The sequence below is a fragment of the Nocardia niwae NBRC 108934 = DSM 45340 genome, assembly GCF_001613465.1.
GTDB classification, from domain to species: Bacteria; Actinomycetota; Actinomycetes; order Mycobacteriales; family Mycobacteriaceae; genus Nocardia; species Nocardia niwae.
This window is the reverse complement of record NZ_BDCK01000046.1, coordinates 69,543-82,763: the sequence shown is the minus strand read 5'-3', so window position 1 is coordinate 82,763 and position 13,221 is coordinate 69,543. Positions and strand designations below refer to the sequence as shown.

Below are 13,221 nucleotides of genomic sequence, written 5' to 3'. Positions count from 1 at the left end.
TGTGCTGAGTTGGTCGGCGGCGTATCGGACGGGGGGTGCGCCGACGCAGGTGCGGATCTCGCCGGATCTGGTTGCCCCGGGCACGCTGTCGCCGGGTTCGGACATGTCCGCGGTGCGCACCACGCCGCCGGCCACGGATCCAGCGGAGCAGGCACGAGCGGCCGGCCAGGCTCCGGCGCCGCGGCCGCGTCCTGTGCCGACCCAGGTGATGATCACGATCCCGGGTCTGCCGCCGATCCCGTGCGGGATCTTCTGCCCGCCCCCGCCGGTCGATCCGTGTGTGGGGCAATCGGTTCCCGCACCGATGCCGTTCCCCGACCTACCCGGGACCGCGCGCGTACCACTAGCCCCGCAGCAACCCTATGGCGCCGCACCGGCCCAGCCGTCCGGCCCCGCCGACCCCGCCGCGGGCAAGCCCGCCGATAACGCGACCGCGGGTCGGCCGGGCACGCCGGACCAGGCAGCCGCCCGATGCGCACAGCCCGACACCACGCTCGCCACCACCGAATCCGTCCCGCTCCCCGGCGATCCACCCGCTCCCGGCCCCGCGCCTCGCGGCGATACCGAGCCGGCCACCGCCACACCGCCCGCGCCGGAACCCGAACCGGCGCCCGAGGCCGCCCCCACGCCAACGCCGCAGCCCGGAATCACCTTGCCCTTCGGCATCGTCATTCCGCTGCCCGCCCCACCTGCCGCTCCCCAGCAGTAATTCAAACCCGGCATCAGATCACGAAGCAGTAACAAAAAGGTCTCGGATGCGGTAGCCTCTCCCTTGGTCCGTAACAAACGGCTCACAGCGAGTCATGGGAGGGTCACCACACCGTGGGGCGTCATCGAAAACAACCGCCTGTCACCGTCAGACGGAGTTCCGTCATCGCGCTGACCGGACTGGTTCCCGCCGGGCTCGTATCGGTCACCGCCGCCTCCGAGGTCGGCGACGCCGTGCCTCTCGCGGCCGCGGTCCAGACGCCGGACGCGCAGGACGTCCAGGGCGCCCGGCCGCAGGCGGCCGCCGAGCCCGTCGCCGCGGCCGAATTCGTCGCGCATGCCATGGCCAAGGCCGCGCCCACCGCGACACCGCTGGTGAAAACCGTTGCGCTGCCGAGTGGCCGGCAACCGGCCGCGATGCCGGCCGGGCCGCTGGGCGTCCCCGGTGTCGCCGTCGCGGCCTATCAGAACGCGGAACGCGTCCTTGCGGCCGAGAATCCGGTGTGCGGCATGCCGTGGTCGCTGCTGGCCGGCATCGGCCGGGTGGAGTCCACCCACGCGTACGGCGGCAAAGCCGACGCCGACGGCAACCCGCTGAACCCCGTCTACGGCCCCGTGCTGGACGGCTCGCTCACCGGCAACCATGTCGTCCGCGACTCCGACGACGGCGCGCTGGACGGCCTGGACGGCTACGACCGCGCCATCGGTCCGATGCAGTTCCTGCCCGACACCTGGAAGCGCTACGCGGCCGACGGCAACGGCGACGGCATCGCCGATCCGCAGAACCTCTTCGACGCCGCTCTGACGGCCGGGAAGTACCTGTGCGACGGTGGCCTGAACATGCGCGACCTGGCGCAACAGTCCAAGGCGATCCTGCGGTACAACCACTCCATGGCGTACGTCGCAAACGTCATGGCCTGGGAGACTTCCTACAGCACGGGGGTCGCACCCCGGGCCGCGGACTTGCCCAAAATTTGACACGCCTAAAATTCCTGCCATGCCAGTCGTTACGGAATCGGATGTGCGGGGTGCCCTCGCGAAGGTCGACGACCCGGAGATCCGCAAGCCGATCACCGAGCTGGGCATGGTGAAAAGCGTCGTGATCGGCGCCGACAGCGATGTCCACGTAGAGATCTACCTGACGACGGCGGGATGTCCGCTGCGCACCGAGATCACACAGCGGGTCTCCAAGGCCGTCGCCGACGTGCCCGGCGTGGGCGCCATCACCGTCGACCTCGATGTGATGGACGACGAGCAACGCACCGCACTGCGCAAGCAGCTGCGCGGCGACTCGGCCGATCCGGTCATCCCGTTCGCCCAGCCCGGCTCCCTGACCCGGGTCTACGCGGTCGCCTCCGGCAAGGGCGGCGTCGGCAAGTCCAGCGTCACGGTGAACCTGGCCGCCGCGATGGCCGCGCGCGGCCTGTCGGTCGGCGTGCTGGACGCGGACATCTACGGTCATTCCATCCCGCGGATGCTCGGTACCGACGCCAGGCCCACCCAGGTCGAGCGAATGATCATGCCGCCGATCGCGCACGACGTGAAGATGATCTCCATCGCGCAGTTCACCCAGGGCAACACGCCCGTGGTGTGGCGCGGCCCGATGCTGCACCGGGCGCTGCAGCAATTCCTGGCCGACGTGTTCTGGGGCGACCTCGACATCCTGCTGCTCGACCTGCCGCCGGGCACCGGCGACGTCGCGATCTCCATCGCGCAGCTGATCCCGAACGCCGAGATCCTGGTGGTCACCACCCCGCAGCCCGCCGCCGCGGAGGTGGCCGAGCGGGCGGGCGCGATCGCGCTGCAGACCCGCCAGCGCATCGCGGGTGTGGTGGAGAACATGTCCTGGCTGGACCTGCCGGACGGCACCCGGATGGACCTGTACGGCTCCGGCGGCGGCCAGGCCGTCGCCGACCGGCTCACCCGTGCCGTGGGCGCCACGGTGCCGCTGCTCGGCCAGATCCCCATCGAACAGGCTCTGCGGGAAGCGGGCGACGAAGGCACTCCCATCGTGTTGCGCGATCCGGAGAACTCCGCCGCCAAGGCTCTGCTGGAGGTCGCCGACAAACTGGCCGTCCGCCGCCGCGGCCTGGCAGGCATGTCGCTCGGCATCGACACCACCCGTCACCTGTAACCCCGCATAAGCTCGTGCCATGCTCACCATGCTGCTGTATGTGCTGATCGTCGGCTTGGTCGCCGCGGTGCTGTTCCTGCTCGCCAGTGCGGTGTTCGGGCGGTCCGAGGAACTCGGTCCGCTGCCGGAGGGGACGACGGCCACCGTCTTGCCGGTGGACGGGATCACGGGGGCGGACGTGCGCGCGTTGCGTTTCCAGCAGGTGGTGCGCGGCTATAAAGCCGGAGAGGTGGATTGGGCGCTGGCGCGGCTGGCCGCGCGGATCGACGAACTCCAGCACCAGCTGGCCGAGGCGCAGGCCGCGCGCTGGCAGACGCCGATCGCGCCGGAGTCGAAGTGAGCGCCCCCGCCGACGACGGGCTGATCCGTTGCGCTTGGCCGCTGGACTCGCCGCTCTATCGGGACTATCACGACTACGAGTGGGGCAAGCCCCTGCACGGTGACGACGCCTTGTACGAACGGCTCTGCCTGGAGGCCTTTCAATCCGGCCTGTCCTGGTTGACCATCCTGCGCAAACGCCCGGCCTTCCGGGCCGCTTTCGCCGGGTTCTCCATCGAGCGCGTCGCGGAGTTCGGCGACGAGGACGTCGCCCGGTTGATGGCCGACGCGGGCATCGTCCGCAACCGCAGCAAGATCGACGCGGCGATCGCCAACGCCCGCGTCGCCCGCGATCTCGACGTCGGGTTGGACGAGTTGCTCTGGTCGTTCGCCCCGCCGCCGCGCCCGCGCCCGCGCTCCGGCGCCGACGTGCCCGCGACCACCCCCGAATCCGTCGCGCTGGCAAAAGAATTGAAACGGCGCGGATTCCGGTTCGTCGGACCCACCACGGCGTATGCCCTGATGCAGGCGACCGGAATGGTCGACGACCACCTGGCCGATTGCTGGGTGGGCGGCGACTCGCTCGACACGGGCCGACCGGTCACTTTTTGAACTCAGCTATCCGTCCACATCGGCGATAGGGAAGAATGGGACGGGTGTAGCTCGCCAAACGCCGGCGAGCTCACTGGTTGGTGACAACTGGAGTTCCAAGAAAGTGCGCAGCAGACCGCGCAGATCTGGAGGGAGCAGAGGATGGCGGCCATGAAGCCCCGCACCGGGGACGGTCCCCTCGAGGCAACCAAAGAAGGGCGTGGAATCGTGATGCGGGTTCCACTCGAGGGTGGCGGGCGTCTGGTCGTCGAACTCACGCCGGACGAGGCAGCGGCGCTCGGTGACGAACTGAAGAGCGTCACGAGCTGAGTGGCTCCGGCTGAGGACTCGGCTCTCGCCGCCGCGGCCGACGTCCTGGCGTGCCCGGAATGTCTGCGGGCACACCAGGACGCCGCGCCGCTCGCGCTCGAACCGCGGGATCGGGCTCTGCGCTGCGGTCGCGGTCACAGCTTCGACGTCGCCCGGCAGGGCTACGTCAGCCTGCTGACCGGGGCGTCGACCAAAATGACCGGCGACACCGCGGCCATGCTCGACGCCCGTGCCGCCTTCCAGAGCGAAGGCCACTTCGCGCGGATCGCCGACGCGGTGACGCGCGCCGTCACCGCGCACCGCACCGACGGCCCGGTGCTGGAGATCGGCGCGGGTACCGGCTACTACCTCGCCCGCGCGCTCGACGCCGCTCCCCCGGCGGTCGGCATCGGACTGGACGTGGCCAAACCCGCCGTCCGGCGGTGCGCCCGCGCCCACCCGCGCGCGGCGGCGGTGCTGGCCGACGCCTGGCGCGGGTTGCCGATCCGGGACGGAGCGCTGGCCTGCGCACTCTCCGTCTTCGCACCGCGCAATCCCGGCGAGATCGCCCGGGTGCTCGCTGCGGACGGCCGCTTCGTCGTCGTCACTCCCACCGAGCGCCACCTCGGCGAGTTGATCGAGCCGTTGGACATGGTCCGGGTCGATCCGGAGAAGGACCGCAGGCTCGACGCCGCGATGGCGGGGCAGTTCGAGCCGGTCGACCGGACACTGGTCGAGTATCCGATGACGCTCGCCGGAACCGATGTCGCGCACGTGGTCGGTATGGGTCCGTCCGCGCATCACGCGGCCGCGGGGCAGGAACGTCTCGCGCGGCTGCCGGAGTCCGTCGAGGTGACGGCGTCTGTTGTGGTGGGCACCTACCGCCCGGCGGCCTGATCGCCGGATTCAGCCTTTCCTGACCTCGTCGTAGACCGCCACCGTGCGGGCGGCGATGCGCGACCAGTCGAATTCGGAGATCGCCCGTTCGCGGCCCGCGGCCCCCAGCCGCGCGGCCAGCTCCGGGGCGCCGGCCACCTCGTTCACGGCGGCGGCCAGCCCGCGTTCGTACTCTTCCGCGGCGCCAGCGTCGTAGTGCACCAGCCGTCCGTTGCGGGTGTCGACCACCTCGGGAATGCCGCCCACGTCGGAGGCGACCACCGCGGTGGCGCAGGCCATCGCCTCCAGGTTGACGATGCCCAGCGGCTCGTACACCGACGGGCACACGAACAGCGACGCGGCGGCGAGGATCTGGCGGATCTGCTCGGTCGGCAGCATCTCGCGCACCCAGAACACGTCCCCGCGCCGCTGCCGCAGCTCCTGTACCGCCGCGGTGACCTCCTGCGCCAGCTCGGGCGTGTCCGGCGCGCCCGCGCACAACACGAGCTGGATGCCGGGGTCGAAATGGCGGGCGGCCGCCAGCAGGTGGCCCACGCCTTTCTGGCGGGTGATCCGCCCGACGAAGGCGACGATGGGAAGATCGGCCCGCACACCGAGCCGATCGAGCACCGACGGCTCGGCATCGGTGACCGGGCCGGGATGCCAGACGGTCCCGTCGATGCCGTTGTGCACCACATGGACCCGGTCGGGATCCACCGCGGGATAGGCGTCGAGGACGTCGCGGCGCATGCCCTCGCTCACCGCGATGACGGCGTCGGCGTGCTCGACGGCGTTGCGCTCCGACCAGGACGACAGCCGGTAGCCGCCGCCGAGTTGCTCGGCCTTCCACGGCCTGCGCGGCTCCAGGGAATGCGCGGTCAGCACATGCGGGACGCCGTAGAGCGTCGCGGCCAGATGCCCGGCCAAGCCGCTGTACCAGGTGTGCGAGTGCACCACGTCCACATCGCCCACCGCGTCGGCCATGCGGAGCTGGGCGGACATCATCTGCAGTGCGGCGTTGGCGGCGTAGAGCGACGGATCCGGTTGATGGACCACCGCGTCGGCCCGATCGACGCCCATGCAGTGCACGGTCACCTCGCACAACTGACGCAAATGCGCCGTCAGCTGGGTGACGTGCACACCCGCGCCGCCGTATACCTCGGGGGGATATTCGCGGGTCAGCATCGCGACGCGAAGCCGGTCCCGCTCGTCGGAATCCACCGCCGAACGTCCGCCATCCGTGCCGAAACTCACCGGTTCAAAGTAGACGTTCGGCTGCGCGGCGGCCACTCACAGGCGTTCCACCCGGTAGTTTGGCAGGTGTGAGGAGCCAGCCGCACGTACTCGGGATCGTGCTCGCCGGTGGCGAGGGCAAGCGACTCTTTCCACTCACGGCCGACCGCGCCAAGCCCGCCGTCCCGTTCGGCGGCGCCTATCGCCTCATCGACTTCGTCCTCAGCAATCTGGTCAACGCGGGATTCCTGCGGCTGTGCGTCCTGACCCAATACAAGTCGCACTCGCTCGACCGGCACATCTCGCAGACCTGGCGGCTGTCCGGTTTCGCGGGTGAGTACATCACCCCGGTGCCCGCGCAGCAGCGGCTCGGACCGCGCTGGTACACCGGCAGCGCGGACGCGATCATGCAGTCGCTGAACCTGATCTACGACGAGGACCCGGACTACATCGTGGTTTTCGGCGCCGATCACGTCTACCGCATGGACCCGGAGCAGATGGTGCGCCACCACATCGATTCCGGCGCGGGCGTGACGGTGGCCGGGATCCGGGTGCCGCGCAGCGAAGCGAGCGCCTTCGGCTGCATCGACAGCGACGATTCCGGCCGCATCACACAATTCCTGGAGAAGCCCGCCCATCCGCCCGGCACCCCGGACGACCCGAACGTCACGTTCGCCTCCATGGGCAACTACGTCTTCACCACCAAGGTGCTGGTGGACTCGATCCGGGCCGACGCGGACAACGCCGATTCCGACCACGACATGGGCGGCGACATCATCCCGGCGCTCGTCGCGTCGGGGCAGGCGGGGGTCTACGACTTCGCCGACAACGAGGTGCCCGGCGCCACCGACCGCGACCGCGGCTACTGGCGCGATGTCGGAACCATCGACGCGTTCTACGACGCGCACATGGACCTGGTGTCGGTGCACCCGGTGTTCAACCTCTACAACCGGCACTGGCCGATCCGCGGGGCGGCCGAGAACCTGCCTCCCGCGAAGTTCGCCCAGGGCGGGCTCGCGCAGGAATGCATCGTGGGAGCGGGCAGCATCCTGTCCGCCGCGACGGTCCGGAACTCGGTGCTCAGCGCCAACGTCGTAGTCGACGACGGCGCCACCGTGGAAGGGTGCGTGCTCATGCCCGGTGTGCGGATCGGGCGCGGCGCGGTGGTGCGGCACGCCATTCTGGACAAGAACGTGGTCGTCGGCGAAGGCGAGATCATCGGAGTGGATCTGGAGCGCGACCGTACCCGCTTCGCCGTGAGCAACGGCGGAGTCGTCACGGTCGGAAAAGGCGTCTGGGTGTAGTCGCGCGTTATCAGGGCCCGCCCGGCTCGGGTGCGGGAGAGCCGATGCAGAACGGGGCGCAGGGGCCAGGTGTGCGCGGCACGGTCGTTCTCGAATCGCTGCCGAAATCTGCGGTGCACACCAAATAGACCATCAGCACGGCGAACGACAGCACCGCGCCGAAAGCGATCATGGTCCGGCCCCAATGGATCGGCTTGGGGCGGCGCTCGTCTTCGTCCCAGAGGAACATCATCATCACCACGTCGCACCCGCCTCCGGAGCCATTCGGAACATGCCTCCACCAGTATCGGCGATCATCGGCGTTTCGCTGCGCCTTGCGCCGAACCGTGGCTGGACGGTGGCTTTTTCGCGGAATCCGCCGGTCGCCTGCGCGGAGGGCTTTCGCGGTGTGCCGTGAGCGCTGGACTCCGAATTCCGGAAAAACTTCGGCGGCAGGCCTATTCGGCCGGGCCGAGAGCCGCTGTCGACGGCGTGATCACTGCGCGGGCGGGGCGACGTTCTGGGTGCAGAACGGCTCGCAAGGTCCGGGAGGCGGAGTGGTTTTCTCGGGGCCGGTGTCGAAATCGGTATTGCTCACGACCACCATCACCAGCACGGCGCCGAGAATCACGAACAGCAGGGCCAACATCGTCGGCCGCAACCAACTCGAGCGCCGTTCGGTCACCACATCCCCCATGACCGCTACTTCGATGGGAGTTAATTCACGCATAACTGCTTTCCTCACTGAGTTCTTTCTCAGCGCATACCCCGGATTCCGGGGTGGAATCAGACTCGCGTACGAACAACCGCTAACCTCGTGCGGCGCAGAGCAATCCGTCCCCCACCGGAATCAGCACACAGGTGAGTTCCGGGTTCTCCGCAATGGCGCGGGTCGCCGCGCGCACCGCCTGGGTGGCCGGATCACGTTGTGCCGGATCGGGTACCCGCCCGCCCAGCAGCGCATTGTGCAGGAGGATCGCGCCACCCTCGCGCAGCAGACGCACCGCTTGGGCCACGTACTCCGGGTGCTCCAGCGGCGCGGCGTCGATGAAGACCAAGTCGTAGGCGCCGTCGGCCAGCCGGGGCAGCACGTCGAGCGCGCGCCCGTTGATCAGCCGGGTGCGGGCCGGCGGGATGTCGGCGGCGCGGAACGCCTCCTTGGCCGCGCGCTGGTGTTCCGGCTCCGAATCGATGGTGGTCAGCGTGCCGTCCTCGCGCATGCCGTCGAGCAGCCACAGCCCGCTGATGCCCGCGCCGGTGCCGACCTCGACCACCGCCCGCGCCCCGAGCAGCTGCGCGTACATGCTCAGCAACGCCCCCACCGAGGGCGGCACGGGTACCACGCCGAGTTCGGTGGCCCGTTCCCGCGCGCTGACGAGGATTTCGTCTTCCACGACGGATTCCTCCACGTAGGCGAGATTCCGCTCCAGATTCGATGCCACGGGTATGAGGCTAACGCCGGGCGGGTGATCTCGGCGTTCCGGACAACACGCGCCGCCCGCCATTTCCGCCGCCGGTTTTCTCAGGTGACCCTCAGGATCTCCATAACCCGGCCATATCAGGACCAGAAAGAGTATGGGCAACGCAAGACCACCGACCGTGTTTACACGGGACGCGGGAACAACGACATACCGGTTGTCGGTTGTATCCCTACGTGACGGTCCGCAGACCCGGACCGAGCGAGTCCCGACGTTTGCGGTCCCTAGTAGGAGGTAGCCCCATCCACATGGTCGATGCGGCGCGCGAATACGCCACCCTGCCCGAGCAGATCCTGCCGGTCGAAGCCGATTCCGTCGAGGACGCGGTCGAGCTGACCGGGACTGCTGCCTTCGATGCCACCGGGGACCGGTCGGCGATGCCCACTTGGGACGAACTCGTCCGCGAGCACGCCGACCGGGTCTATCGCCTGGCCTACCGCCTGTCCGGCGACGCGCAGGACGCGGAGGACCTCACCCAGGAGACGTTCATCCGGGTCTTCCGTTCGCTGTCGAACTACCAGCCGGGCACCTTCGAGGGGTGGCTGCACCGCATCACCACCAACCTGTTCCTGGACATGGTCCGCCGCCGTAACCGGATCAGGATGGAAGCGCTGCCCGAGGACTACGACCGCGTGCCCGCCGAGGGCCCCGGGCCGGAGCAGGCATACCACGACGCCCGGCTGGATCCGGACCTGCAATCGGCCCTGGATTCGCTCGCGCCGGAGTTCCGCGCGGCCGTGGTCCTGTGTGACATCGAGGGGCTGTCCTACGAGGAGATCGGCGCTACGCTCGGCGTGAAACTGGGCACTGTGCGCAGTCGGATCCACCGTGGACGCCAGGCCCTGCGCGACTACCTTGCGCATAATGGAAGTGAGCAGCGGTTCGCCGCTGACGCGAACATAGGGTGATTCGTCGGACGCCGGCATCGCCCGAACACCGGTCGATGTCGGTTGAAAGGGTGAGCACCGAATGAGTGGCGACTCCAGCACGTCCGGTCGTCGTCCGCCCCGTTTTCGCCCCACTGAGCATCTGGCGAGTGAGGCGGTCGCGGCGTACGTGGACGGTGAGCTGCGGATGAACGCCTACCTGCGTGCCGCTCAGCACCTCTCGCTGTGTCCCGAGTGCGCCGCGGAGGTCGATGCCCAGCAACAGGCGCGCATCGCGTTGCGGCACGCGGGCCAGGTCGCGATCCCGACCGGGCTGCACGACAGCTTGACCAGAATTCCGCTCGCGGAACTGCCGGGCGCCGCTTCCAGCGGCAGCGCGCCCTCGCCGGCCTCCGGTCAGACCGGGCGCAACGAGGCGGTTTTCGGGTTTCTGACCGATTCGTTCACCGCGACCCGGTGGACAACGTGGTGGCGCAAGTAGAGTTTTCCGAGTGACCACCGAATCGACGAATTCCGGATCGGCCGACACCTCGGATTCGGCGGCCAACCGCGGGAATCTCCGTCCACCGGACGCACCCGTGCTCGGCCCGCGCCCGGTCTACCGGCCCCATGTCGACACGCACACCGCGCGCGCCTTCCGCAGGCCGTCCGGCCTCTCCGGTTCGTTCGCCGAGCCGCTGCCACCGCGCAAGGCGGGTCCGGCCGCGCAATCCGGTCCCGAACTGCAGAATCGTCCGCCCGACGCGGTGCTGGCCGAGGCCTTCGGCCGCCCGGAAGGCTCCAGCGAACTCCTCCAGCGCGATCCCGACGCGGCCGACGGTCCGGCCCCGGTGGCCGGCCCCGCCGATCCCTGGCGTGATCCCGAGGCGCTCGCCCGACTCGGCGCCCCCGCGGTGCCCACGCCCAAGCCGCAGACCCTTCCGCAGGCCGAGAAGCTGAGCGCCCGCGAAGTGCTGTTCGGCTCCCGGGTCGCGCCCAAGGCGCTGGCCCTGCTCGCGCTCGTCGCCGTCGTCATCGGCCTGCTCGGGGGTTTGGTCGGGCGATTGACCGCGGAGACCGCCTCGACGCTCACCTCACGCAAGGTCGCCCTCGAGCAGACCGGCGACGGCACCCGCCCGCACGGCCTGATCGCCCAGGTCGCCAACGCCGTGCTGCCCTCGGTCGTCTCTATCCGGGTGACCGTCGGCGACAACGGCGCCACCGGCTCCGGCGTGGTGATCGACGGCGGCGGCTACGTGGTCACGAACAATCACGTCATCTCGATGGCCGCCCAGGACAAGACCAACCGGTCCGCGATCCAGGTGCAGTTCTCCGACGGCACCCGGGTGCCCGCCCAGATCGTCGGCCGCGACCCGAAGACCGACCTCGCCGTACTGAAGGTCGATGTGAAGAATCTCACCGTCGCCCAGCTGGGCAAGTCCGGCAACGTCCAGGTCGGCGACGACGTGCTGGCCATCGGTTCGCCGCTCGGGCTGAGCAAGACGGTCACCTCCGGCATCGTCAGCGCCCTGCACCGCCCGGTGAAGCTGGAGGGCGAGGGCAGCGACACCAAGGCCGTGATCGACGCCGTGCAGACCGACGCATCGATCAACCCGGGTAACTCCGGCGGCGCGCTGGTGGACATGGACGGCCGGGTCATCGGCATCAACACCGCCATCCGCAGCGAGACCGGCGGCTCGGTCGGCCTCGGCTTCGCGATCCCGGTGGACAAGATGATCGAGGTCGCGCAGACCTTGATCCGCGACGGTGTCATGCACCATCCGACCATCGGCCTGAGCGCGCGGACCAAGCAGGTAGCCAACGAGGTGATGAGCGGCGCGGCGGTGGCGGACGTCGTGGCCGGCGGTCCCGCGGCACGGGCCGGGATCGTGGAGGGCGACGTGATCGTGAAGGTCGGCGATCGCGAGGTCACCGGTCCCGACGAACTGGTCGTCGCGGTGCAGTCGCGCAAGATCGGTGAAACGGTGAACGTGCAGTTGATCCGCGATGGCAGGCAAGTGGACGTGCCGGTGACCCTGGAATCCGACTGAACCGCAGGTCGGATCGCCAGGTAGCCTGGTTACGTGTTCAGCAACATCGGCTGGAGCGAGATGGTCATCCTGCTCGTCGCCGCCCTCGTGATCCTCGGCCCGGAGCGCTTGCCCGGTGCCGTGCGCTGGACCACGCGCAGTCTGCGACAGGTGCGCGATTACGCGAGCGGCGCCACTTCGCAGTTGCGTCAGGAGCTCGGGCCGGAGTTCGACGACCTGCGCAAGCCGCTGGCCGACCTGAACGAACTGCGCGGCATGACTCCACGGGCGATGGTCACCAAACACCTTCTCAACGGTGACGATTCGCTGTTCCGGGATTTCGACAGCGCACTACCCGATTCGAAGGACCTGTACAGCACGAACAGCGGGATGCCGGACTACCCGATGCCCAAGCTGGATAAGCCGTTGGACCGCAACGAACGTCCTCCGATCGACACCGACGCCACCTGATTCGTCAAGAAGACTAGACGCATTGCGCTGTTCAGCTGTCTAGACTTCGCACATGTCGGCCGATGACGTGGCGCGCGTGTTCGCGATCGAGGACAAGGTCGAGCGACTGAAAGCGGCCACCGACGGGGTGGCGGCGGCCCAGCAGACCATCAACGAACTGACCAGGATTCGGCGTGCCGTGATCCGGGAGCTCCATGCCGAAGGCTGGACGTTCGCGAGAATCGGTGCGGCGGCGGGCCTTTCCCGGGCCCGCATCCATCAGGTGAGTACCCAGGGACCCGCGCCGGAAGGACTGTTCTTCGGGCATGGTTCGCTCACCGTGCTCGTCCCCGAGGTGCGCGCCGGGCGGGTGATCGGCGCGCCCGATCCCGCTGCGCCGCAGCGATTGGCCGAGCTCCTCCGCGAACTCGGCTTCAGTGTCGCGGTCGAGCATTTCCTACCGGGCCGCCCGATCGACCTGCTTCGGGATGGGCTGATCGTGCTCGGCGGCCCGGAACTGTCCCCGAGTCTGCGCCATCTGGTCGCCGCCGATCCGCGATTGCGCCGCGCGGTGGCGAGAATGGGTGACGCGCGCCGCGGAATCGAGGACCGGGCGGCCCGCCGGGTGTACCGGCCGGGCGGCCCCGAACCGCACGACATCGCGTATCTGGGCAGGCTTCCCCGGCCCGACGGGCGGGGCAGCGTATTGATGATCGACGGCATGCATCCGCCCGGCTCGCTCGGCGCGATCCGGCTGCTCGCCACCCGGCTGGCCACGCTGCACGAGCGGGCGAGCAACCACCTGTTCTCGGTGCTGATCGCCTGTCGCTTCGACCGTGCCACGGGCGAACCTCTGGAGGCCGAACTGCTCACGCCGGTCTACCGGCACGATCCCGAAAACAGGTCTCCCGCAATGGGCGTGCGCCGCTGAGCCTCGACTCCGTG

The 13,221-nt window shown here is 69.3% G+C and carries 16 protein-coding genes and 1 pseudogene; 13 read left to right on the top strand and 4 right to left on the bottom strand.

Translation table 11 applies throughout. The features are described from left to right. From NNI01S_RS36420 to NNI01S_RS29220, 7 genes and pseudogenes are all read left to right on the top strand, one after another. Positions 1-709 (top strand): annotated as a pseudogene (locus tag NNI01S_RS36420) (lytic transglycosylase); the annotation flags it as partial. A gap of 113 nt (positions 710-822) precedes the next feature. Beyond that, positions 823-1,686 carry a lytic transglycosylase domain-containing protein gene (locus tag NNI01S_RS29240; protein WP_063024058.1) on the top strand — a complete coding sequence of 288 codons (864 nt, stop codon included), beginning with the start codon at positions 823-825 and terminating at the stop codon, positions 1,684-1,686. A 19-nt stretch (positions 1,687-1,705) separates the two neighbouring features. Next, positions 1,706-2,842 carry an Mrp/NBP35 family ATP-binding protein gene (locus tag NNI01S_RS29235; RefSeq protein ID WP_063024056.1) on the top strand — a complete coding sequence of 379 codons (1,137 nt, stop codon included), beginning with the start codon at positions 1,706-1,708 and terminating at the stop codon, positions 2,840-2,842. A 19-nt stretch (positions 2,843-2,861) separates the two neighbouring features. Further along, positions 2,862-3,182, top strand: a complete 321-nt coding sequence (locus tag NNI01S_RS29230) for a DivIVA domain-containing protein (protein WP_063024054.1) — start codon at positions 2,862-2,864, stop codon at positions 3,180-3,182. Continuing rightward, positions 3,179-3,772 carry a DNA-3-methyladenine glycosylase I gene (locus tag NNI01S_RS29225; RefSeq protein WP_084489382.1) on the top strand — a complete coding sequence of 198 codons (594 nt, stop codon included), beginning with the start codon at positions 3,179-3,181 and terminating at the stop codon, positions 3,770-3,772. The genes NNI01S_RS29230 and NNI01S_RS29225 overlap by 4 nt, the downstream gene beginning before the upstream one ends. Before the next feature lie 141 nt (positions 3,773-3,913). Next, a complete protein-coding gene (locus tag NNI01S_RS33935; RefSeq protein WP_011211259.1) occupies positions 3,914-4,081 on the top strand; it encodes a DUF3117 domain-containing protein in 168 nt (55 codons plus the stop codon). Beyond that, on the top strand, positions 4,082-4,957 hold the full coding sequence (locus NNI01S_RS29220; protein WP_063024052.1) for a putative RNA methyltransferase: 876 nt from the start codon (positions 4,082-4,084) through the stop codon (positions 4,955-4,957). Positions 4,958-4,966: 9 nt separating this feature from the next. Here the strand turns inward: NNI01S_RS29220 and glgA are convergent, their stop codons facing one another. After that, entirely contained in the window at positions 4,967-6,121 is a 1,155-nt protein-coding gene (gene glgA / locus NNI01S_RS29215; RefSeq protein WP_063024090.1) for a glycogen synthase, read from the bottom strand. A gap of 137 nt (positions 6,122-6,258) precedes the next feature. Here glgA and glgC point away from each other — a divergent pair, with 137 nt between their 5' ends. After that, positions 6,259-7,473, top strand: a complete 1,215-nt coding sequence (gene glgC, locus NNI01S_RS29210; protein WP_063024050.1) for a glucose-1-phosphate adenylyltransferase — start codon at positions 6,259-6,261, stop codon at positions 7,471-7,473. A 10-nt stretch (positions 7,474-7,483) separates the two neighbouring features. Here the strand turns inward: glgC and NNI01S_RS29205 are convergent, their stop codons facing one another. The 3 genes from NNI01S_RS29205 to NNI01S_RS29195 form a co-directional block, all read right to left on the bottom strand. Then, complete coding sequence (locus NNI01S_RS29205) at positions 7,484-7,714, bottom strand: hypothetical protein (RefSeq protein WP_063024048.1); 231 nt, start codon at positions 7,712-7,714, stop codon at positions 7,484-7,486. Positions 7,715-7,948: 234 nt separating this feature from the next. Beyond that, entirely contained in the window at positions 7,949-8,182 is a 234-nt protein-coding gene (locus NNI01S_RS29200) for a hypothetical protein (RefSeq protein ID WP_157115068.1), read from the bottom strand. 79 nt (positions 8,183-8,261) lie between these two features. Next, the gene (locus tag NNI01S_RS29195; RefSeq protein WP_435825129.1) at positions 8,262-8,894 is read right to left on the bottom strand and encodes an O-methyltransferase; all 633 of its coding nucleotides are present in this window, start codon (positions 8,892-8,894) and stop codon (positions 8,262-8,264) included. Positions 8,895-9,178: 284 nt separating this feature from the next. On the opposite strand from NNI01S_RS29195, the gene sigE reads away from it, so the two are divergent. The 5 genes from sigE (at position 9,179) to NNI01S_RS29170 (ending at position 13,207) form a co-directional block, all read left to right on the top strand. After that, positions 9,179-9,838 (top strand): RNA polymerase sigma factor SigE, encoded by a 660-nt coding sequence (sigE, locus tag NNI01S_RS29190; protein ID WP_063024044.1) that lies wholly within the window; start codon positions 9,179-9,181, stop codon positions 9,836-9,838. A gap of 61 nt (positions 9,839-9,899) precedes the next feature. Beyond that, positions 9,900-10,298: a hypothetical protein gene (locus tag NNI01S_RS29185; RefSeq protein ID WP_063024042.1), complete on the top strand. Its 399-nt coding sequence runs from the start codon at positions 9,900-9,902 to the stop codon at positions 10,296-10,298. 10 nt (positions 10,299-10,308) lie between these two features. After that, a complete protein-coding gene (locus NNI01S_RS29180; protein ID WP_063024041.1) occupies positions 10,309-11,847 on the top strand; it encodes a S1C family serine protease in 1,539 nt (512 codons plus the stop codon). Positions 11,848-11,880: 33 nt separating this feature from the next. After that, positions 11,881-12,297, top strand: coding sequence for a Sec-independent protein translocase protein TatB (tatB, locus tag NNI01S_RS29175; protein WP_063024040.1), 417 nt, complete (start codon positions 11,881-11,883; stop codon positions 12,295-12,297). Positions 12,298-12,349: 52 nt separating this feature from the next. After that, a complete protein-coding gene (locus tag NNI01S_RS29170) occupies positions 12,350-13,207 on the top strand; it encodes a hypothetical protein (protein ID WP_063024039.1) in 858 nt (285 codons plus the stop codon). Positions 13,208-13,221 lie beyond the last annotated feature (14 nt).